Source organism: Rhodopirellula europaea 6C (genome assembly GCF_000338295.1).
GTDB classification, from domain to species: Bacteria; Planctomycetota; Planctomycetia; order Pirellulales; family Pirellulaceae; genus Rhodopirellula; species Rhodopirellula europaea.
This window is the reverse complement of sequence record NZ_ANMO01000096.1, coordinates 20938-43559: the sequence shown is the minus strand read 5'-3', so window position 1 is coordinate 43559 and position 22622 is coordinate 20938. Positions and strand designations below refer to the sequence as shown.

Here is a 22622-nt window from a genome sequence, read left to right as displayed (position 1 = left end):
GCAAAAATCCGAGCAAAAGGCTACTCGGAGCCAAACGGTCGTTGTCTATAATAAGCGACGACGACGAGCGTCGGGGAACGGATTCTGGAAAACCATCCAAACAATCGCGTGACAAATCATCGGATTTTGACGCGAAAGATGCCGCATCCAGGGAACTTTCCTCCCACCCGTGACGTCCACCATAAAACGTCTGCCCATCCGTTCCGCCTCGACATGTGAGAATTCGTCACGATGCCGCGTGTTTCCCTGACGAGCCTACGACGCCGCTCCCAGAGAAATCTGTCGCGTGGGACTCGTCGTCGCCTTTCGATGCAAACGCTGGATGATCGCCGCGTTTTGGCCGCGATTGTTGGCTCGGTCTTTCACGACGCCAACGACTCTCTAAAAAAAGAAGCCGAAGAGTCGACGCTCGCGAATCGGTTGGTGTTCGTCGACCAAAACGACAACAGCACGCTGGATCAGGGCGAACAATACGGGCTGACGGACGAAGCCGGTCAGTTCGCATTCAATGGTCTTGGTGACGGCACCCACGTGATTCGTGTCTTCAACGGCACCGAGTCGCAAGTTCAAACCACGCCGACCGTGATCACGGCCAACCCGTTCCTCAGCGAAGCAGGAATCACGGCTGTCACGCCCGCCTTTGTTCTCGATGCGGGAACTTCGGAAGAAGACGTGCTGCCCGCCGTCTTCGCGAAAGGCACATCGCTCAACTCCGTGACCAGCAGCGGCTCGATTGCATCGACGTTGGATTTGGGCGTCGGCATTCAAGCGATCTGGCGTGCACCTTCCGGCGAATTGATCGCACTGGGTGACAATGCCGTCGGACACAAAGCATTCATCATCGATGCGGCACTCACAGGATTCACTCCGTTCGAGGACAGTGACCTCGCACCGCAATTCGTCGATCACGCGATTGACGACGTCGGCCGCGGTTTGCTGTTGCAAGCCGACGAAAACGGATCATCTCAGTTGTGGACTGTCGACACGGCCAGCCTCAGCGCCGAAGCGACAGGCACATTGATTCCAACAGACACCCAGTTGGTTGGCGACTCGGCACCTCGTTCAACAGACGGCCCCACCCGTTCGATCCTGGCTCGAGCGACGCAAATTGATGACGGGCAAGGTGGTTTTGCCGATGGATTGGAGATCCAGGTTTGGAGCAATGCCAGCCACTCGTTGTTGACCAACGACCCGATCATCGTCGATGGCGGTGTCGAAGTGGTCGCGTTCAGCGATGAAGCAGGCTTGTTGGTCGTGCGGCAATCAGATGGATTGACGGTTCACGATCTCGAAACCACTGACCTGGCGACTCTCTACAGCCTTCCGACCGACGCCCCCGTCGCGATCGATGCGGCCCGTGGATTGATCGTTACGTTGACTCCTGACTCAGTTGATCCGGTCGAGGCCGGGTTGCGATTGATCGATGCTGAAACTGGCGACTTGGTCGTCGATCTCGCGATTGATTTGTCATCGTTGAATCTGCCATCCACGTCCGGCGCACAAGGCATCTCGCTCGATCCCGAACTGCGACGCGTTGCTATCGTTGGTGCGGCCGGGTTGGCGGAAATGAGCCTTCGCACGCCGGCTCCTCACCGAGTTCAAATCACAAACAACGAAGACGCAGCCCCGATCGAGTTTGGGATGCGTTTGATCGGTGCCAACACGGCACCGGATTACAACACTCCGCCAAGCTGGACGATGGACGAGGACACCGTCCTGACCAGCGCGGCTCCCGCCGTATATGGCGACGCGTCCGACGCAGATGACGACGATTTCATCCTGCTGCCGATGCAACCAACCAGTGCCGGAGTGTCGACGGTAACGCTCGCCGGTTCGCTTTCGTACGTTCCGATCGAAGACTTCGCGGGCGTCGATCAATTCACCGTTTGGCTGCACGACGGACGCGACTTCACCGAGCACGCGTTGGACATCACGGTTGTGAATGTGCCGGACGCTCCTGTCCAAGTTGTGCCTCACGTCGAACCGGTCCCAGAAAACATTCTGGTGAACGGAATCATCGGCGAAATCGAAGTCATCGATGGTGACGGCCAAGGCAACCACATCATCGAAATCGATGACGACCGATTCATCGTCGACGCGAACGGCAATTTGATCTTTGTTGGCCCCGACAAACTGAACTGGGAAGATGAATGGGCGATCCCGTTGATCATCACAGTTCACGATCCTGACTTCGAAGAACCTTTGGTTCACACCGCGACGCTGCAGATCACCGACGAAGACGATCCGATCGAGGACGTGTTGCCGGGCAACGCAACGGTGCGTGAAAACTTCGAAGGCGACGTGGTCACCGAGATCACCGTGGTCGATGAAGACGACGACCAGTTCTACGACTTCGAAGTCGATGACGATCGCTTTGTCATCATCAGCGGAAGCCTGCGTTTGAAACCGGGCATCGCCGTCGATTACGAAGCCGAAGAGAGCATCGTGATCAACGTCACCGTTTCTCACCTGGACGACTCGTTTGAAAAAGCAATCACCTTGCAAGTGATTGACTTGCCGGAAGCCCCCACCGGATTTGCTCTCACGCCCGCCACGGTGGAAGAACAGCTTGCCGGTGCGACGGTTGGTGAACTTCGCATCGCCGGTAACCCTGCCGCGAACAATCACACTCTGACAGTCAACGATTCTCGATTTGTGTTTGATGGCTCGACGCTGAAGTTGGCAGAAGGCGTCGCGGTTTTGGTTGCCGACCAACAAGAAATCGAAGTCGACATCACCGCGAGCTCGCAATCGCCCGGAGTCGACCCGGTCACGGAAACATTCTTGATTCAAGTGATCGAGAATGACACGCCGTACCACAACGACACCGAGCCTCACGATGTGAACGGCGACGGTGACGTCAGCTCGTTGGACGCACTCACGATCATCAACTACCTCAACACGTACGGTCCTGGACCGGTTGGCTTTGGTGATCCCGGTTTCGGTTACGACGTCAACGGTGATGGATTTGTCACCGCGTTGGATGCGTTGTTGGTGATCAATCATCTGAATCACATTTCGACGCCCGCTGGCACGGTCAACAACGGTGAAGAAGAGCCGGACGGAGAAGGCGAAGGTGAACCCGACGTCGATGACGAACTCGCCCAAGAGAGCGACGATGATTCGGGGCAACCGTTGGCGCCGGGTGGCGATAGCACAATTGGCCCGAACGCTCCCCGAGGTTTCGCTCAATCATCGCTTCGCAGCCAAGCTCGCGATTCTGTGCTGACTGACTTGACCAAGTTGATTGATAGCAGCACGCAAGATCCGTTTGGCGTCACAACGGACCAGCTCGTCGATGTGCTTTCACGCGTGAGCGACCTGGGCGGCGACAACCACGACTCGGCACTCAAATTGTTGTCCGACGAATCGAACGAGTAGTCGTCGCGATAGCCGTTGATGAATCAGCCGACCGGCGGTAGCAGCGGTTGTTGAATGCAACGTCGTTCTGCTTGCTCTGCCGATGCGTTCGTAATCCATGAGCGACTGCGTGTGAGTTGTGCTGAGAACCGGGCCTAACGGCCTGCGGCTAATTGGATTTGCGTTAGCGGGCTGTTGATTTAATGAGCCGTACCGCGTTAGCGGCGGTTAGTCAGACGCCAACCTGGGCTAACGCCCATCGGCTAATTGTTGTCATTTGGTATATGACTAAATCAACAGACTGTTAGGCGTGCGAACGGGGCCAAACCCTGAACGGCCAACGATTCCTGCCAAATCTTCTACGCCAACGAACTACCAAAATTCACATTGTGCGAGTTGTATCGAATGTGCCGGTAGGTATGCTTGGGGAAGCACCCCTCTACAGGGCCGCATTGTCGTTGGTCGTGTCGGAAGGTTGCTGGTATCCAAGCCGTACCGGAACTGCATCTGATGACTCGATTCCAATCCAAACGCAAACCTTCTTTCGCCCATCCTCAATGGTCCGTTGAGCCGCTGGAGCCACGGCTCATGCTGGCGGGTGACGCGGGTGCAGAAGTCGCTGCGGCCGCCGGAACCAGCTCAGCCAACTCGAGCTCAGCCAACTCGAGCTCGTCTGACACGATCGCGGACTCATCGGCTTCGACCCCATCGGTGACCGAGATTGCCTTCATTGATGGCGACGTCGAGCAGTCCGAGCAACTCACCGGATTGATGCGAAGCGGTGTCGAGATCGTGCTGCTCGATGGAACGAAACCCGCGATCGATCAGATGACCGCGGTCCTAAGTGGCCGCACCAACGTGCGAGCCGTGCACATCGTCTCGCATGGTGAAGCGGGCGCATTGCAGCTGGCTGGGCAAAGAGTCGATGCGGAAGTGTTTCAACGACATTCCGATCAACTCGCGCGATGGAAGCATTCGCTTCATCGTGACGCGGACATCATGCTTTATGGCTGCAACGCCGCATCGGATGTCACCGGACACAACCTGATCACGACGCTCGCACATTTGACATCGGCCGACGTCGCTGCGTCTGACGATGCGACTGGGCATGCATCCCAAGGCGGTGATTGGGACTTGGAGTCGCACGTTGGCGACATCGAGACTTCGTTGCTCGCGAGCGTGGAGCAATTGCAACACATTGAAATGGTTCTACCGATCTCGATTCGTGCAGCCGGCACGACGGGCTCCGAACAGATGCAGTTGCAAGTCAACGGCGAAGTCGTCCAAACGTGGAACAACATTGGCGGTGACGTCGACGCTCGCCAGTTCCAAACGTTCACCTACAACGGTGCCGCGGACGCGACGGCGGATGATGTGCGAGTCGTTTTCACCAACGATTTGTATCAGCCCAGCCAAGGCATCGATCGCAACTTGGTCGTCGACTCGATCACCGTCAACGGTGTCACGGTCGAGTCAGAAAACGCGAATACCTTCGGAACGGGAACTTGGCAAGAAGAAGACGGTGTCGCTCCTGGATTCCGACGCAGTGAATGGATCCACAGCAACGGCTACTTCCAATACGCGGCGCCATCAGCATCCAGCTCGATCTCCGTTTACGCGGCCGGTGCCGAGAACACGGAAACGATTGAACTTTGGATCGATGGCCAGCGAGCCCAAACGTGGCAGAACATCGGTGGAGACATCGACACAGGCGATTTCGTCCAATTGGACTTCGACGCCGACACCACGGTCGATATTTCACAGATTCAAATTCGCTTCACGAATGACCTTTATCAAGCCGACGACGGTATCGATCGCAACGTTCGCATCGACCGAATTGAACTGGACGGAACGTCTTATCAAACCGAAGCTGAAACGGTTTATTCCACCGGCACATGGCAGGAAGATGGCCTGACGCCAGGATTCAAACAATCCGAATGGCTGCACGCAAACGGCTACTTCCTATATGGAATCACACCGACCAATCCTGGAACGATCTCGCTCGCGACCAGCAACGTGACGGTCGACGAAGACGCGGGAACAGCACTCATTCAAGTCATTCGGTCGGGCGGCAGTGACGGCATCGCCACGGTTGACTATGACACGTTCGCTGGCACGGCGACCGATGGTGTCGACTACACGCGTCAAACCGGAACGCTGACGTTTGCCGACGGTGTCACCGAGCAAACGATCGTGATTCCTATTCTCGATGACGCTTTGCTGGAAAACAACGAAACCTTCAACATCACGATCGACAACGTGCAAGGCGGAGCCAACTTGCTGGTTCCTAGAACTGCGACGGTGTCGATCGTTGACAACGAAGTCAGCCTGCCCGACTACTCGAACTTCGCCGACATATCCGGTTTAACTCTCAACGGCACAGCACGTCAAACCGGTAACACGCTCGAACTCACGCAAGCCCTCAACAACCAAGCCGGCAGTGCGTTCTACTCCACCGCGGTCAATCTCACCAACGATGGATCCTTCCGCACCGCCTTCACATTTCGTGCGATGAACGGTGCGGGCACGAACGGTGCCGACGGCCTGACCTTCACCATCCAAAACGATCCCCGCGGAGCGACCGCCATTGGCGGTTCCGGTGAAGAACTCGGTTACCAGGACATCTCCAACTCGGTCGCCATTGAATTCGATACTTATCGAAACAGTCTGGACCTGAACGACAACCACGTCTCGATCTTGACCGGTTCGGTGTATTCGAACGTGCGAACTGCGGTTCCGGAGATCGATCTCAACAACGGAAGTCCGCGATATGCGTGGGTCGAATACAACGGGACGAGCAATGTGTTGGCGGTCTACCTGTCCGACAACGCAACGAAGCCGACTGAAGCTTTGATGAAGGCCACGATTGACTTGCAAACGCAGGTCGGTGATTCAGGATTCGTCGGCTTCACCGCTGGGACGGGCGGACTGGACAATTCACACCGCATCTTGAACTGGACCGTCGACCAAACCGATCCACCGTTCGATCCACCCGTTGTTGGCGGTGACGAAGTCCTCAGCACGACGATCGCGTCACAACTTCATTTGCCAACCGCCATCGATTGGCTCCCTGACGGAACGATGTTGGTATCTGAACAAGGCGGAGTCGTCAAAACGGTTCGTGGCGGCGCGGTCGCAAACGATCCTTTCATCGACATCTCGGGAATCGTCAACGGTACGCGCGATCGCGGACTGCTCGATATCGCCGTGCATCCAGACTTCGCAAACAATCCGTACGTCTATCTGCTCTTCACCTACGACCCGCCGGAGGTCAATCAATACAGCAACGGATCGTTGGCCGGTCCCGATGGCAAAGGCAACCGCGCCGGCCGTCTGATCCGTGTGACCGCCGATGTCGCCAACAACTACCAAACCGCGGTTGCGGGCAGCGAAGTGGTTCTGCTGGGCAGCAATAGCACGTGGGAAAACTTCAACGGGTTTGCCAACAGCACATTCAACTTCAACGAAGCCCCGGCTGGCGAGAACCCAGACGGAACCTACATCAACGATTTCATCAACAGCGACAGTGAATCGCACACGATCGGATCACTCGCCTTCGGAATCAACGGCGAGCTGTTCGTCTCGATCGGCGACGGTGCCAGCTACAACCGTGTCGATGTCCGAGCCGACCGCGTCCAGGATATCGACAGCTTGTCCGGTAAGGTGCTGCGAATCGATCCGCTCACTGGCGAAGGTTTGTCGGACAATCCGTTCTTCAACGGCGATCCAGACGCCAACCGATCCAAGGTCTATCAGCTGGGTCTACGGAATCCGTTCCGTATGTCGGTCGATCCCGTCACCGGTCGATTGTTCGTGGGTGATGTCGGCTGGACCAAATGGGAAGAGATCAATTCAGCCGGTGCCGGTGCAAACTTTGGATGGCCGTTCTACGAAGGAGGCAGTGGAACCAGTTTGGTCAACTCCGGATACGCAAACACCCCAGAGGGGATCGCTTTCTTCGCGGAAAACGTCGTTGTGAATTCCTCGCAATATGGGCTGAATCATCAAGCCGATGGGATCAACGCGATCGTGATGGGCGACGTCTATCGTGGAAACCTATACGGCGACGATTACACCGGCGACGTGTTCTTCAACGACCTGGGCCAAGGCATTGTCCGCCACGGCGACGTCGACGCGACCGGAGCAATCACCAACGTGCAAACCTTCACAACCGGTGCCGGCGCCGTGGTCGCGATCAGCCAAGGCCCCGACGGAGCCCTGTACTACGTCGACCTCGACGATGGCTTGGTCGGACGCTGGGAAATCGTTTGATTTCGCTTCGATCTGAAAGAGTAGAACGGTTGTCCTCAACTGTTCCGGTGCGATGGCAACTTGTCGTCGCCCCTCTATAGCGAGCGATGGCGGTTATTCGGGAAGTTACCCACCATCAGGCCAGAGATTGTCCTTGCCAGCCGCACTCCACCAGACGCGTTGTTGACATTTGGCCCCTGCTGCGTCACGTTCGGGGACACGAAATCACCGAAAATCCCCGCCTCAAAGCCCATTCTCCGTGTCGCTCGATCCCCAACTGCTCGCCCGCCTCAGCACCGATCCTGCCAAACGCATCGACGAAGTCATCGCCCATTACCGGCGTGAACGTCAGCCGGTCGAATTGTTCGAAGCCCTGAAGATGAAAAGTCGGCTGGCTCATGGTCTGCCGATGATCGCGGAACCTGACGAACCGCTTGCACCCGCCAAATCGGATGCGGACAAACAGCGTGAGCGAGATCTCGAGGAAGATCTCCTCGACGCATGTCGCCAAGCCGGTGCGATGCTTATCCAAGACGGACGCATTGCGGAAGGTTGGATGTACCTGCGTCCGACCGGTGACAATGAGTTGGCAAAGCGATTGCTCGAAGACATCGAAATCAACGACGACAACTACGACGAGATGACCCAGGTGCTACTGCACGAGAACGTCGATCTCCGTCGCGGGTACAACGCCGTGCTTCAACACCAAGGCACGTGCAATAGCATTACGCTTTACGACCAAGCCATCGCGGCACGCTCGCGGACGGATCGTCAGATCGCTGCCGAATGTTTGCTCACCTCGTTCTACAACGAACTGCTTTCGCTCGTTCGCGACGACTTCCGAAATCGCGGACCGGAAAACGGTGTCACTGCCGAAGCCATCGAAGAAGACGCCACGAAGCTCAATCTTGGCGAACTGATTGCCAAGTACAAATGGATCCTCGGTGGCGGCGGCTATCACCTCGACACGACTCACCTGTCGTCGACTGTCCGCTTCGCGACTGTGATCGACGATCGCGAAATGATCGATCAAGCTTTACAGCTTTGCCAGTACGGACGTCGATTGCCATCTGATTTTCAATATCCCGGCGAAGAACCTTTCGTCGACTTCTATCCCGCTCATTCAGCGTTCTTTTCCGCGTTGTTGGGACAGAGCGTTGACACCGCACTGCGAATGTTTGAACAGAAGGCTCGCACGGTCGACGTCAACGTTGCCGGCGCCGGTGCCATCGAAACGTACATCGATTTGCTCGATCGAGTCGGCCGCCCCGCGGAAGCACTCCGCGCCGCGATCGAGCTGTTCCCCGATGACGTTCCCGTTCAACGAGTCTTGCCCGAACTGTTGGCGATGGCTCGACGAGCCAAACAGGCGGGCGACACTTCGGGCCTCGATGCTCTAGAAAAGTTCTGCTTCGAACGATCTGACCTCCTCGCCGTCGCCGCCATCGCGGCAGAAAAAGCTTGACCGGCGGAACCACCAGATCAACTTCCCCGCGGCAAACTCCGCGCGAGGAACAATCCCGCAAGATTCACTCATCAGTGACGAATGACACCATGCGTTTTCTTTTCTTGCTCGCCTTCACCGGGCAATTCATCAGCGGGTTTGGATCTGCCGCGTTCGCGCAGCAGCCGACCGAGTTCAGCGTCATGACTTGGAATTTGGAATGGTTCTTCGACAATCAAACAGCTGATAACCCCAGCGAATTGGGCCGCGAAAAGAGTGCTCCCAGTCGCGGGCAATGGGATTGGCGTCGCGACCGAGTGGCGGCGGCGATCGCGAAAGCCCAACCGACCGTTGTCGCGTTGCAAGAAATTGAGAGCCAGAACGTCATGTACTTTCTGACTCGAGCGATCGATCGCAACCATGGGCTAAAGTACGACGACTATGTGATCAAAGGCGAAGATTTCTACACCGAACAGGATGTCGCTTTTCTCGCGACCACCACAACCGGCGTGCAATCCATTTCTCGCGGGGTCGTGACACCGTCGATGAAATCACGCGGCCACGCCTCCGTCTCCAAACATCTTTTCGCGGTGGTCGAAATACCGGTCAACGGAAAGATCGAACTTTTGGTGATGGCAAACTGTCACCTTCGTGCGATGGCCGAAAAAGGTGAATTGCGTGCGAAACAAGCACGAACGCTTAGCCTGTGGTTGGAACGTTTGGTCGCGGGCGTCAAAGCATCGCAGGAGAACCCTGAGCAACCGGTTCATGTCCTTGTCACCGGCGATTTCAACACGGAAGAGTTGGCAGGCAGAATTTCATCGGACTCGGACCTAGCCGTTCTGATGTCGCGAGGCACCAACGATCCTTCTGATGATTTGGTTGACTTGCACGATCACATTCCCGCCGCAGAACGAACCACGCACCTGTTACCAGGTCGCCAATTCGATCGCATCCTCGTTTCGCGAGACTTGGTCGTCGACACTCCCGGAGTCGTTGACTTGTGCCTTCGCGATGTGTCGGTTCGATCCGATTTGAACTTTGGCGGCGGTCAAGACACCCAAGACGAACACTGGAACAACTACTGGGGCATCGCTGATGACCAGCGTGACATCAGTGACCACAATCCCGTCCTCGCACGATTTCAAATCCAATGAGCGATTCACCGACGCAGCCCAACGTTCCAGTCCCCATGGTTCGACTGGATGATTTTCTCAAACGAGAGGGTTTGGTTGGAACCGGAGGCGAAGCCAAGGTGCTGATCCAGGGCGGCGAAGTCATCGTCAACGGCGAAGTCGACACGCGTCGTCGCAAACAATTGCATGACGGCGATGTCGTCACATTCAATGGCGAAGACTACCCGGTCGATGTGGCATCACTCGGCGATCCACCAATGTGAATCAGTTGGATCTAGCTGATCGCGTATTGTCCGAACCGATTCCAGTAGCCGCTGTGATGGCCCCAAAAATTGAACTGGTTGGGCAACTCGCGACAAAGATCGTGATTCATCAATCGATCGCTCAGCTTTTCGCAAACGATCGCACCGGTACCGACAACGCGATCGATCACGGGTGCCATGTTAAGGATTCGATCTCGCGGCGAATAAAGGTTGATCAAGCGACCGCGAAACGCATCCGCTTGATCGTTCCAATTCAGTCGCGATGTCATCCCGCCCATCAGCAACAGGTCATCGACGCGGCAATCTCTTTCGGCGAGCTTCTCAAGAGCCGATCGAATCACGACCGTTCCCAGCGAATGCCCCACCAGGTGCAACGGTCGTTTGCCAACTCCGGGAAGTTCCAAGATTTTGTCGGCCAACCGGATTCCGTCTCGTCGAGCGCAGTAGTACCGATGGCGGAAACTGGCTGCGCCGATAACGGCGGCGGTTCCTATACCGCCCGCCAAAGTCCCGACTCCGAGCAACGCTCGGCCACCGTGAATGGCGGGCAAAGCCGCACGAGCACCGCGAGCGATCACGCCCACCGATGGCCCAACTTCGGTCCAGGATCCAGCGGCCCACAGCACGCTGTACGTGGATCCTCTCAATTCGGCAGCACGAATCAGATTGGCGTTCGGTCGAGCCCGATAGCCGGCCACCACGACGTGGATTGGCCCGCGACTCGATTCTTCAATCGCATCAATCCGGACTGCCATCAACAACTCTTCGGAAAAAACAAAAACAAGCTCGCCATATCGGCGAAATCAGCTCACCCAAAATACCCGATCAACACGCTTCGACGCAAAGCGATTTCTGAGCCCGATTTTCTACTCTTCCGCGGCCTGCTGACTCCCGCTAAATCCTCCTGTTTCAACGGATGCACGGCGAGACGCAAAATCACTAGACTATCACCGCTCGAAAATGCTTTTGCCCGCCGCGATCACCCACTCTCGAACACCGTTCTCGATTCATGCCTGAATTCGGATCCGATTCGTCTTTCCCAACCGAAGAACCGGTGTGCATTGGGATCGATCTCGGCACCACGCACTCGTTGGTCAGCGTTTTCCGCGATGGCAAACCCGAATTGATCTCCAACGCTCATGGCGACAAGCTCACGCCATCGATCGTGGGTGTTTTGCAAGACGGCCAAATCGTGGTCGGCTCCGCTGCCAGAGAACTTCGCGTCACCGCTCCGGAACGATGTGCATGGGTGTTCAAACGCTACATGGGCCAAGAACGCAAACTCAAACTTGGCGACAAAGAATTCACGCCTCACGAGTTGAGCAGTTTGGTTTTGCAGTCGCTTCGTGATGACGCGGCTGCTCAGTTGAACACTGAAATCACCGACGCTGTGATCACTGTCCCGGCGTACTTCAACGATCATCAACGCACCGCGACACGGTTGGCGGGCGAGATGGCGGGCTTGAACGTTCGCCGAATGATCAACGAACCCACCGCCGCGGCACTCGTCTACGGCTTCCACGCTCGCGAAGAAGAAAAGAACCTCTGCGTCATCGACCTTGGCGGCGGCACGTTTGACGTGACCGTCATGGAAGTCTTCGAAGGCACCCTGGAAATCCGGGCAACCGCCGGCGAAAGCATGTTGGGCGGCGAAGACTTCACCGACCGAATGGTCTCCGCGGTCTTATCCAGCGAAGACACCCAGCTCGAACTCGCCGAACTGCAGCAACCTCTGCGTGTATCTCGATTGCGAGGCGAATGCGAAAAGGCCAAACGTTTGCTGTCCAAAGAAGAAAGCTGCAAGATCCGGCTTCCCGACCAAGACGGCAACTTCGCCGAGAAACCGAAAACATATCGGCTGACCCGAGCCGACTTTTCGCGAATGTGCGATCCGTTGATGCAGCGAATCGCGGGACCGATCGCGCGAGCACTTCGCGACGCTGAACTGGATCCCAAAGACATCGACGACGTGATCTTGGTCGGTGGCTCGACTCGCATGCCCGTGCTGCGTGACTTCGTCATCGACTACTTTGGCAAACCACCGATCATCGATCACGACCCCGACGAAGTCGTCGCTCTCGGCGCGGCCGTCCAAGCCGCCTTGATCGGTCAAGACGCCGCGGTCGACGACATGGTGATGACGGATGTCTGTCCGTTCACGCTGGGGGTCGAAGTCGTCAAAGAATTCGGCGGCCACATGCAGGACGGCTATTTCAAACCGGTGTTGCATCGCAATTGCACGATCCCAGTTTCACGCGAAGAAGTATTCAGCACCGTCGCCGCAAACCAATCCAACGTGACGCTGCGAGTCTTCCAAGGTGACGCTCGCAAAGTGGCCGACAACACGGCTCTGGGGGAATTGGAAGTCAAAGGATTGCCGCCCGGTCCCGCCGGCAGTCCCATCTATGTTCGCTTCACGTACGATTTGTCAGGCGTATTGGAGGTCGAGGCCTATGCGCCGGGAGGCGAACGGTTCCGCACCGTTTTGACCAATCATGTGCATCAGTTGTCTCCCGCCCAAATTGAAGAAGCCAAGCGTCGCATCGATGCATTGAAGTTCTATCCTCGCGATGATCTAGACAATCAAAAGCTCGCTCGATTTGCGGAACGCATGCTCGGCGAACTCCATCCATCCCAGCGCCAACAACTCGACGAAGCCTTGGATATCTACGAAGACGCCATGGCAAGATCCGATCGCGAACACTTTGCGAGCGCAAAGGATACGCTGCTAATGGTTCTATCGTCACTTGGGCTCGATCACGAAGAACTTTGAACTTGGCTGACTCACCCTCCAACGGCTATTTGCGATCCATGCTGGACATCAATCCGGTGTGGCAGTCCGCATCCGCGTTGCAGTTGCGACGAAAGACGTTGCGGATGCCGAATCATGATCGCCGCCAATCCAGCGTCGATTCGGATTCCGTTGACGACATGGTCGCCAAGCACCAGAAACGAGCGAAGGCTCGCGAGACGGTGACTCATCTTCAACAGAAATTCTTCCATCTATCGGACGAAGAACTGCGCTCAGGCCTGGCCAGTCTAAACGCTGAAGAGGTCCCCGAGTTGGCACCAACGATTCGCCGTTTGCAAACCGCCGCAAGCGAACGCAACTCGTTCGTCACAATGTTGGACGACAAGAAGTTTGACCGCGAATTGGTGATCGCATTGGGCAAGTCCGTGGTGCTGCCGCAATCCGACGCCGGCTACGTTCGCGAGAAGTACATTCAAAATTTGACGACCAAGAGCAGTCGCAAACGAGCTCGCGAGACTTCACTCAAAATTCAAAAGGCGTATCCCAATCTGTTCGCCTTAGAACGCGATTGGCTCACCACGCTGCAGAACAGCAAATCGTCGGGACCGATGAAGTCCGGCGGTGCCTCCTTGCTCAACTTCAGGGTCCTGTTCTTTGGAACCCTGATCGCCTACCAAATCGCCAAACTTTTCCTGATGGATTGAGCCGACCGCTGCAGCGCCCGCCTTCTGCAGAAGCATCGCACGGCGGTGGCAGAATCCTCACCCTGCCGGTACCGCCCATCGCATCCAAGTGACACTCACGCCCATCATCGTTCATGTCTGACCCCGCGTGGCACCATCTTCCGCACGATCCAAGATCGTTCTTTGACTTAGCGGAAGGCTTCGATCGTCGTGATCTGAAGCGTGCCTATGGAAAGCTGATTCGTCAGTTCAAACCGGAAACGCACCCGCAGGAATTTCAACGGATTCGGGCGGCCTACGAACAACTCGAGAACGCGGAACGATACGGCCGAAACCAAGCCGAGAGCCAATCTGCCGCGGAGGCTTGGAAGCCCAACACCAATTCTCAGCCGCAATCCGAATCGCGTCCTAGTGACACTTCGGCCTCGGATGCCAACCAACCGTCCAAACGTCCGAAGCCACCGATTTCGCCCGTTGATGAAGCGATCGCGAATCCGCGTGAGTCTTACACGCGTCTTTCCCAAAGGCATTCACGCTCGCCGCTTGATTACTACATCCTCGCGGTGCTCAGCGACCTTCTCGTCAAACCAACCAACGAGAGCGAAAAACATCGCCCCCAGTTTTTGCAATGGTTGCTCGATGGCTTGCAGGAACATCCGCAAGAACACGGACTGATCTCACTCGTCGCTGGCACGCTTCGCGGTGATGTGCCAGACGATCAGATCCAAACGCTGCTGCCAAAGATCGCCAAATCGATTCGTTCTTCGATGTTCTATCGATTGACCGAACCGCTTTGGGAACGCCTGTTGCTCGACCAACCGTTCGAAACCTTCGAACGGTTGATCCGCGAATGCGAAGGCCATCTGCGTCAGGGCGATCCCCGCGCCCGACTGGCGTTCTACCTTCGCATCTTGAGGACGGCCATCTGGACCGCTCCCTCGGAGTGGACTCAATCGCAACTCGAAACGTTGTCTGGCCAAGCCGCAGACTTGGACGATTCGATGCAGAACGATTTGGAATTCGTTGAACTGCTGCACAGTTATCTTTCGTCTACCAAGCCATCTGCTTCGGAGTTTCCGGCGCGTGCGACGATGGAATCGTTCCTACGCACCTACTGCACCGGCGACGGACCGACGGCGACGGCGGAAATGGCACGGTGTCTCGACGAGATCGCTCGCGATGCTCACGGCGTTCAGGAGTCATTCCCGATCAACCAAGAACAAGACGATCACTCGTTGTTCCTACTGATGATGATGGCCACATCGGATCTGGCAGAAACAACTGGCTTGATCGCCCCCGCACCAGACGAAGAGAAGAACAATCGTCAAGCGGTCTCGTGTTTGCGTGATCTCAAGAACACGCTGCAAGAAGTCGTGCATCGCGTTTCATTGATTGACACAACCTACAAATGGATTCCGTTCGCGGGCCTCTACTTGGTCTTCGGAATCCTCTTCACCGTGATCTGGTTCATCGCGATGACGATCGTCAACCAAATGACCTACTCCTCGGCGAGCGGTGCCATCAGTGTGTTGATCATGATCGCTGGGCTCCTTAGCTTTCCCATCCTGTATTTTTGGTGGTTCTATCCCAAGCACCTTGCCGAGCGTGCTGAAAACTCCCGCCAAAAATACTTTGCAACGTGCTACACCAAACGTTGGCGAGAGCGACTGTTCCGCTATGTGCAATCCTGCGGGGAATCTCCCAGCGATTCATTGACGCGTCTCAACGAGGCTGCGGCATTCCACGACGACACCGAATGGATGAACCTGGTCCTCAGTTTCTGCCACGGCGATCTCGGGCTACTGATTTTCGCCCGCGCACAATTGTTTGTGGGGTGAGTGGGAGTCGGAGTGGGAAAGGGGCTCAGGGCCACAGAACCACAGGAGCCTCCCCGTAGCCGGATTCGCCAGAATTCGGACCACACAACGACCCATGCTCGCAACGCGAGCGAGCATCCCAACCCGCAGCGTAAGCAAGGCCACCAATAACAATCCCCGCCTCCCGGTAGCCGGATTCGCCAGAATCCGGACCACACCACCGTCCTATGCTCGCAAAGCGAGCAAGCATCCCAACCCGCAGCGTAAGCAAGGCCCCCACAACAACCTACAAGTGCAGCGGCAAGAACCGTTTCATTTCATCGGGCTGTTTCTCCGCAGGAGGATCCAACCACGGAACCTCCTCTTCCCGTTGCATGTGCTCGCTGATCCGAGCCCGTACGTCGCGAACGATTGTTGACAGCACATCGCGTTCGGTCGCACCTTCGGTTTCGACACCTTCCAAGTTCGCGACGCGCCCCCGCGTGCGACCACTTTCCGTTCGGCTGACGTAAACCACGCACCCAAACGCCGGCTGATCTTTCTTACTGGTCGTCGGCAAATCGGTCACGCGAGATCTCCCAAATCAACTCGTCGTCCTTCATGCAAACTCGTACGAGCCGCCTTCAAAATCGCGGCTGCATTGAACGCGTCTTCCAATCCACTCAGGTTTCGAACCAAACTCGTCACTGCCCGATGGAATTGGCCGAGCATCTTTTCACCAACCGGGGATTCACCTTCCAGGAACTCTTGGTGACGTCCCGCGTCATCGAACCAGACCAGCGTTCCGGGCAGATCGACAAACGCGACTCCGTTCTCGCAACAAACCTGCATCGCCGCGGGTGGTCGAAACCCGATCGCCTCTTGCCACTGGGCAGGAATGTAGCTGCCACAACTGATCTGAGCAGTGACACCTTTGTTCTCGCTGGTTCGCCGAGCTTTATCAGTTGAACTTCCGTTCGATGACGCCGCAGGAGTTCCAGTCGAGAATCGCTCGCGCGTTGCTCGACCGGAACTCGTTTCTTTGAACAACAAACTGAGAGCTTGATAGTCCGCCGCTTCTTCGGGCGAATGATTGGCCGACATCACACTGAGAGGTCGTTCGCCGACAACGTAACAACACCAATCGATCAACTGCATCAATTCGGTTCGTGTCATCCGAGCACGAATCTCTTCCGGATCAACTCGCGAATCATCGCCTAAGTTTCCTTCGACACCGCGTCGCGTGATCTGGTCGCGTCGCTTCATTGGAGCGTCTTCCAAACACAATCGCTTGTGACAAAAAATCAGTCGAGGTGCCCCCAGGTGAGTCGCGATCAATTCCTTCAACCGCAACGTCGCGGGAGCAAACCGGCGTGGAAGCCCAGCCATGAATGCGACTCCGGAATCCTCCACGCAATTCTTGAATTCGCGATCGCGAATCGGATCGAAGTCCAAATCGCTAGCCCAGTAAACCGCTTTGCCGGCCCGACAGGCCGCGGTTGCGGGATGGAACCGCAACCAAGAGTTCTCGAGCACCAACACCGCGTCGATGTCATCCCGCGTCACCAACGCTTGGTATCCGTCGACGGGGTCCGCTTGGAACTCGGAGACCGCAGATTCGGCCAATTTGGACACGTTGCAATAGATCGCACGAACATCGAATCGATCTCCTAGCATCCGCAACGCAGGCCGGTGCATGGACTGCCATTGATCGCCCAATCCGATCAATCCGATTCGCAATTTCACTCGAGTTCCCTTCGCAGTTCGCCTGGATTGTTCATCGATGCACAATCTAGCAGATTCGCAAGCGTTCGGTATGCAGCCTACCGTTCCGCCCAGAACTCCAAAAAAACAAACCTTCGCGACAGATCGCTTGCAGCAACCCGCGAGGGGGTGACAGCAGCGGCGTTCGTACCTTCCGCCGCCGTGTGGCAGGGGCAATCGTGGGACAGCCTTTTCAGGGAAGAAATTCGCATCAACCAAACCTTTTGAAGTAACAAACAATGGTTCGGTCCGCTGGGTGGAGTGTTGCCCCAATTCCCCCCTTCACCGGCACGGATCGAAGTCATGCGTCAACTCAGCCTCACCGTCATCTTTAGCGTCTGTTTCCTGGCCAACGCTGAGGCGCAGTACAAGCCAAGGTACGAGCACGCATCCCCAACCCAGCCTCCTATCCGGAAAGCAGATCAAGGAACTCTCGAAGCGGAATGGTTGGAAGCGATCGCGATGACGGACTACGAAGTCTGGATCGCGGAAGACACGTCGAAGAAGCAGCAATATCAAGTCTTCCTGCGACAGGATGGGGGATGGTTCAGCCCGGGCGAAGCCGCCGGCGGGATGCATGTCCAAGATCGATTCTTCGACACCCATGAGGAAGCAGAGCTTTTCGCGTTGCTGGAAATGCAACGCAATCCGAAAAACATGGACTACTACATCAAGAGCTACACACCCGATATGGACTGGCAATACGTCGACACCTTCGACAGCAACGCCAAAGCACGCGAATTCTTGGATGGGTTGATGGCACTGATCGGCGACAACTATGTCGGTGATATCCGGCGAGTGACCGTTTTGCCGCGGTCGCTGCAATAGTCCAGCTCCTGAAGCGACCTGACTTCCTGTCGATCGCCGACAAAATGCAGACGGCGGTTTTGACTGCTATGCTTGGCATTCGTCGATTTGATCGTGGGCTGCTGATTCACCCACCAGCGACAATTCCAAGCGGTGTCCCACTAATGCATTCAGCCAAAACGCTATTTCTCGCTGCGATTATGTTCGCGGGCTTGTGCCTGACTGATGCACAGGCGCAAGACAACGCCGTGAACAGACAGGCCCCAACGGCGACTGAAGTGCCGAAAATTCCCGGGGGTCTCAATCGAGGATTCTCGATCGTTCGTACTCCGGCCAAACGAGTCACCGCGACGCTCACCTTCGCGGTCGACATCCCATCGGTGAAAGCCGACACCTGGGTTTTCGCCATGCCGGTGCCCCCGAACTTGCCCGGTCAAACATTGGTGAACGCCAGCACCACACCCACCAGCGAACGCATCACAGATAAGTCTGTGTTGAAGCGGATCATTCGCCGGAGTCGCATCGAGGTGGTGGATGATTCGCAAACCAGTTCCGCCCAGTTCCGATGCGATGACGAAATCCAATTGTTTGCTCGATCGTTGCAATTCGACAAGCGAGCCATCTCAGCGAACCCGTCAGTCGATTCGCTCTCAGACAAAGACCGAGCGATCTTTCTGCGGGCGACGCCAGAGTACGACTTTCAGTCCGAAGCATTCCAAAAGTGGAAAACGAAGAATCGGTTTCGACGCATTCGGACGGAGGGCGAAGTCCGATTCGCTCAACGAGTGTTCCAAAGGCTCGCCAACACATACCAGTATTCGTATGTCCCAAGCGAAGACAGAACCGCATCCCTGTTGTGCCAATCGGATGCAACTGACTGCGGTGGTCTCTCCACTCTTTTCGCCACCGTCATGCGAAGCGAAGGCGTGCCAGCACGAATCCTTTCGGGCCGATGGGCGATCTCAGCCAATCCAGGCGAGACGATCAACGACCAACCGTACTACCAGTACCACGTGATCGCGGAGTTCTACGCTCAAGACGTTGGCTGGATTCCTTTGGATACCTCTTCGGCGATCATTCACGACCGCACCCAAACGAAACTGCAATACTTCGGACAGTCCGACGGTGATTTCATCACCTATCACGTAGATCCTGGCGTTGAATTCGACACGGACCTTCACGGTGACTACCGAGCCCCATACTTCCAAATCCCTTTGATGTGGCTGACCGGAGAAGGCACGCTCGACCAATTCAGCCATCAGGAATCTTGGACGGTCAAACCTTCCGCAGGTCGGCAGGAATGATCGGGCAGAATCATGTGAGCCGTTTGGCGTTGGCTCCGGTCGCACGTGGAAGCAACACCGCTTCCCGAAAAGGATCAAATGCCAAAAGACAATGATCAACAACGATCATGCAAACAACGAAGGGCGATGGTGAATCATTCACCACCGCCCTTTTCGCTTCCACAAGCTCGGTATAGATCGATCAATTCGTGTTGATTGATCGATCGGTGACGTGGATCAATATCGGAAGATCATGTCCACGGTCACTCGGTCTTCCAAAACGTCTTTGAATGCCGTCAGAGGGAATTCGTACGCAACGCCAGCTTCGAAGTTGCCGTTGGGTTTGAACTTCATCCCGACGTTGTGCGTGACCAAGTCGTTGCCTTCCACGTCGGTTGCACCCAAGTTGATCAAGTCTTGGCCCGAGACACCCAAAGCCAAACCGGTTTCGGCTTCATCCACCCAGTGCCACCAAGAGTTTTCGGTGAACAGGTAAACCCGGTCGGTCAATTTCACGTCAAAGTGGTTGTTCCAATGAACAGTTGTGCTTTGAACCGATTGATCGACGGGCAATTGCCATCCAAAGGAACTGAGGATGTGGGCATTGCCACCCAGCAAACGTTGACCGCCCGTTGCGAAAAAGTGAAATTCGCCATCGCCAACAGCTTGTGACGATTGCTTGCTGCCCATCGGAATTTCATATGTGAATCCGCCGGACAACAACGTTCCCGATTGAGTATCGCGAATGAGGTTGTATTTCAAACCCGCTGACACATCGGCCCACCCGGAATCCAGCAACAACGTGTCCAAGGTGCCTTCGCTGTTGTCCAGGATGTAACCGTCTTTCACAGCGATAAGACTGAGTCGTTCCGTCAATGCCACTCGGAACTGCAATGCAAACAGTTGGACCGAACCGCCGGCGGGAATGTTCCCTGGCCCAAGCGTCGCGGGGAACTGATGCGTCACAAAGATCGGACGGAGTTCCGTCAAGTTGCGAGGGTCTTCGAAGTGAACAAAGTCGATCATCGGGCTGATGAAGTCATCAAAGCAGTGATCGCTCGGACGCAGATGTCGTTTTAGCGAGGCCAAACATCCGGCGGCTTTGCAACCACGGCACGCGACCGAATCACAGAACGAATCACATCCGCAGTCGTCGCAACCAAGCTCATCGCAACACACATCATCGCATCCGACCAGCCCCAATGGATCACAACCACTGGATTGCCCGGCCGTAGCAAACGACGTCAAACAACATCCCATGATGACTGCCAAAGCCGAGGCCTTCCAAACGCAATTCACGATCCATCTCCTGTTGCCGTTGACATTGCCGAGGGCCGATCGACGATGCCGGCTCAATCGAACAATGTGCTTGTTTCGTTACTGAGGCGAATCGGTCGGCACGATCACACCGCCGCGATCCAACATCAGCGATCGACACAGTTTGCCAAGTCCCACTTAATCGCAGACGTGTTACCACCCCAAACCGAAACCACTCGTCTGACATCAAAATTGTGCGGATTTGTCACACATTGCATTCCCATTGGCATCGCGATGTGCCAATACGACGCGAATCAAAACTGTGGCCCCATATCACTGCTCAACTTGAGAGGATTTCCGAATACAAAGAAATTTCGCGGAACACCGATACACCCACTCCAAACCCACCATCTTCTCGAACGCAGTGGCTTGTTGAAGAACATGTCCAGTTCATTTGCCGGCGAATTGGCTCGCGTCCCACGTCCCGCCGCCTGAATTTTCGCGGCCTAGCTCGGGCATGAATCGTTGCGCTGTTGTGCCTAGTCGTCGATCGCGATGACCAGTAGCACCAGCGCCCGAGATTCATGCACTGGTTTCGATAACGCTCGCCATCGGAGGTCACGCTGAACCAAATTTCATTGATTGGGCACTGCGTCGATGGTCAAATCAATCGTCCAATTTGAACGTATCGAGCTGAACCTGCACCTGAAAATCGTCCGGCACCATTCCGACAGTTGATCATTCATGATCTTCGCCGCATTCAATGGGGCGAGAACAGCCGACAATGCCCCAGGCCGGCGCGATCAACTCCCCAAATCGCTGGCCTAGGAAGTCTGGGTGAATTGGTTGACAATATGATCAGTGATGTCAGTAAAGTGCCTGATGTCAATTTGTTTTCACCAGTGTTTTCTGCGAGTCTCCCGTGTTGCCACTTTCGTCCATGGGCCAGCAAATCGCCCAGACACTTTCAAATCGCCATGGGTTTTCCGTCGATGCCGTCAGCCACATGCTGGCGGCGGTCTACAACGGCAATGGAAGCATGGCCCAGTTCTCACATCCAGAATTCGGTGGGTCGGGACAGTGGATGTCCGGCGGTATGATGATGATTGGCGATATGTTCAATCAGAATTTGAAGTACCGCGTTGCCGCGTTGTGCGATGACTGTGCTCGTTCAATTGCCGAGAACCAAACTGGAACCAGCAGCGGCGTCTTCCAATCACAAAGCCAAAGCGGTGGCTCGAACTATCAAGACCAGCAGACCGGCGGCGGATCGGCCGAGAACAGTCTGTTTGCCCCGGACCCGCGAAGAAATTGGTGGCCCAGCGAACTTGGATCGCCTTCGGCTAGCGGATCACAAAACCACATGCGATACGCTTACTTTGCCAACGCTCAACGTTTGGCGGTCGCGACGGGTGATGACGTTTGGTTGTACGACACGTTGCATCACAACATTGGCGGATTCAGTCAACAGCAATCGGGCGACGGCTCCATCACCTTCACCAGCCAATTCGGAATCGTTCCGCTTTCTTCACTGCCGGTCGTCAGCCGCAACGGAGTCACCGAAACGCCGCAAGCTCCACCGGGGCCGACTCCGCCAACGCCGGCCCCACCACAATCGGGACCGACTCAACCAATGCAAGAGGCTTCTCCTGCTGAGCTTCCGCCCGCACCGGTTTCCTCATCGAATCCTTCGCAAACGCAACCGTCCAACGCGAATGACGTTTTCGACACACTCAATCGCCTCGGCGGTTTGCTCGACAAAGGCTACATCACACAAGAAGAATTCGATCGCAAAAAATCTGACTTGCTGGACCGGATCTAAAATC

Annotated in this window: 15 protein-coding genes; 11 read left to right on the top strand and 4 right to left on the bottom strand. The window is 55.9% G+C overall.

Translation table 11 applies throughout. The features are described 5' to 3' along the window. Positions 1-231 precede the first annotated feature (231 nt). The 5 genes from RE6C_RS08545 (at position 232) to RE6C_RS08525 (ending at position 10454) form a co-directional block, all read left to right on the top strand. Entirely contained in the window at positions 232-3381 is a 3150-nt protein-coding gene (locus RE6C_RS08545) for a dockerin type I domain-containing protein (protein WP_144054704.1), read from the top strand. 489 nt (positions 3382-3870) lie between these two features. Then, positions 3871-7632 (top strand): DUF4347 domain-containing protein, encoded by a 3762-nt coding sequence (locus tag RE6C_RS08540; protein WP_081605601.1) that lies wholly within the window; start codon positions 3871-3873, stop codon positions 7630-7632. A gap of 238 nt (positions 7633-7870) precedes the next feature. Next, positions 7871-9076, top strand: coding sequence for a hypothetical protein (locus tag RE6C_RS08535; protein ID WP_008655646.1), 1206 nt, complete (start codon positions 7871-7873; stop codon positions 9074-9076). An 89-nt stretch (positions 9077-9165) separates the two neighbouring features. Then, a complete protein-coding gene (locus RE6C_RS08530; protein ID WP_236618040.1) occupies positions 9166-10212 on the top strand; it encodes an endonuclease/exonuclease/phosphatase family protein in 1047 nt (348 codons plus the stop codon). Next, the gene (locus RE6C_RS08525; protein ID WP_007325922.1) at positions 10209-10454 is read left to right on the top strand and encodes an RNA-binding S4 domain-containing protein; all 246 of its coding nucleotides are present in this window, start codon (positions 10209-10211) and stop codon (positions 10452-10454) included. Before RE6C_RS08530 ends, RE6C_RS08525 begins: the two co-directional genes overlap by 4 nt. A gap of 11 nt (positions 10455-10465) precedes the next feature. On the opposite strand, the gene RE6C_RS08520 is transcribed toward RE6C_RS08525, so the two are convergent. Next, entirely contained in the window at positions 10466-11209 is a 744-nt protein-coding gene (locus RE6C_RS08520; protein ID WP_236616057.1) for a DUF726 domain-containing protein, read from the bottom strand. Positions 11210-11463: 254 nt separating this feature from the next. Here RE6C_RS08520 and RE6C_RS08515 point away from each other — a divergent pair, with 254 nt between their 5' ends. The 3 genes from RE6C_RS08515 to RE6C_RS08505 all read left to right on the top strand — a co-directional run bounded on the left by RE6C_RS08515 (position 11464) and on the right by RE6C_RS08505 (position 15727). Beyond that, a complete protein-coding gene (locus RE6C_RS08515) occupies positions 11464-13227 on the top strand; it encodes an Hsp70 family protein (protein WP_008655643.1) in 1764 nt (587 codons plus the stop codon). 2 nt (positions 13228-13229) lie between these two features. After that, entirely contained in the window at positions 13230-13910 is a 681-nt protein-coding gene (locus tag RE6C_RS08510) for a hypothetical protein (protein ID WP_236618039.1), read from the top strand. A 113-nt stretch (positions 13911-14023) separates the two neighbouring features. Next, positions 14024-15727 carry a J domain-containing protein gene (locus RE6C_RS08505; RefSeq protein ID WP_008655641.1) on the top strand — a complete coding sequence of 568 codons (1704 nt, stop codon included), beginning with the start codon at positions 14024-14026 and terminating at the stop codon, positions 15725-15727. 265 nt (positions 15728-15992) lie between these two features. Here the strand turns inward: RE6C_RS08505 and RE6C_RS08500 are convergent, their stop codons facing one another. Then, positions 15993-16274 carry a hypothetical protein gene (locus RE6C_RS08500; RefSeq protein ID WP_008655640.1) on the bottom strand — a complete coding sequence of 94 codons (282 nt, stop codon included), beginning with the start codon at positions 16272-16274 and terminating at the stop codon, positions 15993-15995. Beyond that, a complete protein-coding gene (locus RE6C_RS08495) occupies positions 16271-17431 on the bottom strand; it encodes a Gfo/Idh/MocA family protein (protein ID WP_173401782.1) in 1161 nt (386 codons plus the stop codon). Before RE6C_RS08495 ends, RE6C_RS08500 begins: the two co-directional genes overlap by 4 nt. A 321-nt stretch (positions 17432-17752) precedes the next feature. On the opposite strand from RE6C_RS08495, the gene RE6C_RS08490 reads away from it, so the two are divergent. Together RE6C_RS08490 and RE6C_RS08485 are read left to right on the top strand one after the other, a co-directional pair. Then, complete coding sequence (locus RE6C_RS08490) at positions 17753-18277, top strand: hypothetical protein (RefSeq protein ID WP_008655638.1); 525 nt, start codon at positions 17753-17755, stop codon at positions 18275-18277. 143 nt (positions 18278-18420) lie between these two features. Then, positions 18421-19560 (top strand): transglutaminase-like domain-containing protein, encoded by a 1140-nt coding sequence (locus RE6C_RS08485; protein ID WP_039961620.1) that lies wholly within the window; start codon positions 18421-18423, stop codon positions 19558-19560. A 216-nt stretch (positions 19561-19776) separates the two neighbouring features. On the opposite strand, the gene RE6C_RS08480 is transcribed toward RE6C_RS08485, so the two are convergent. After that, a complete protein-coding gene (locus RE6C_RS08480; protein WP_236618037.1) occupies positions 19777-20838 on the bottom strand; it encodes a hypothetical protein in 1062 nt (353 codons plus the stop codon). 898 nt (positions 20839-21736) lie between these two features. Here RE6C_RS08480 and RE6C_RS08470 point away from each other — a divergent pair. Continuing rightward, positions 21737-22618 carry an SHOCT domain-containing protein gene (locus RE6C_RS08470; protein WP_008655630.1) on the top strand — a complete coding sequence of 294 codons (882 nt, stop codon included), beginning with the start codon at positions 21737-21739 and terminating at the stop codon, positions 22616-22618. The last annotated feature ends 4 nt before the right edge of the window (positions 22619-22622 follow it).

What these genes read in the sequence shown, in the direction of transcription:
- RE6C_RS08545 (WP_144054704.1), top strand. Translation starts at nt 232, where the DNA reads ATGCCGCGTGTTTCCCTGACGAGCCTACGACGCCGCTCCCAGAGAAAT.
- RE6C_RS08540 (WP_081605601.1), top strand. Translation starts at nt 3,871, where the DNA reads ATGACTCGATTCCAATCCAAACGCAAACCTTCTTTCGCCCATCCTCAA.
- RE6C_RS08530 (WP_236618040.1), top strand. Translation starts at nt 9,166, where the DNA reads ATGCGTTTTCTTTTCTTGCTCGCCTTCACCGGGCAATTCATCAGCGGG.
- RE6C_RS08525 (WP_007325922.1), top strand. Translation starts at nt 10,209, where the DNA reads ATGAGCGATTCACCGACGCAGCCCAACGTTCCAGTCCCCATGGTTCGA.
- RE6C_RS08520 (WP_236616057.1), bottom strand. Translation starts at nt 11,209, where the DNA reads ATGGCAGTCCGGATTGATGCGATTGAAGAATCGAGTCGCGGGCCAATC.
- RE6C_RS08515 (WP_008655643.1), top strand. Translation starts at nt 11,464, where the DNA reads ATGCCTGAATTCGGATCCGATTCGTCTTTCCCAACCGAAGAACCGGTG.
- RE6C_RS08505 (WP_008655641.1), top strand. Translation starts at nt 14,024, where the DNA reads ATGTCTGACCCCGCGTGGCACCATCTTCCGCACGATCCAAGATCGTTC.
- RE6C_RS08490 (WP_008655638.1), top strand. Translation starts at nt 17,753, where the DNA reads ATGCGTCAACTCAGCCTCACCGTCATCTTTAGCGTCTGTTTCCTGGCC.
- RE6C_RS08485 (WP_039961620.1), top strand. Translation starts at nt 18,421, where the DNA reads ATGCATTCAGCCAAAACGCTATTTCTCGCTGCGATTATGTTCGCGGGC.
- RE6C_RS08470 (WP_008655630.1), top strand. Translation starts at nt 21,737, where the DNA reads ATGGGCCAGCAAATCGCCCAGACACTTTCAAATCGCCATGGGTTTTCC.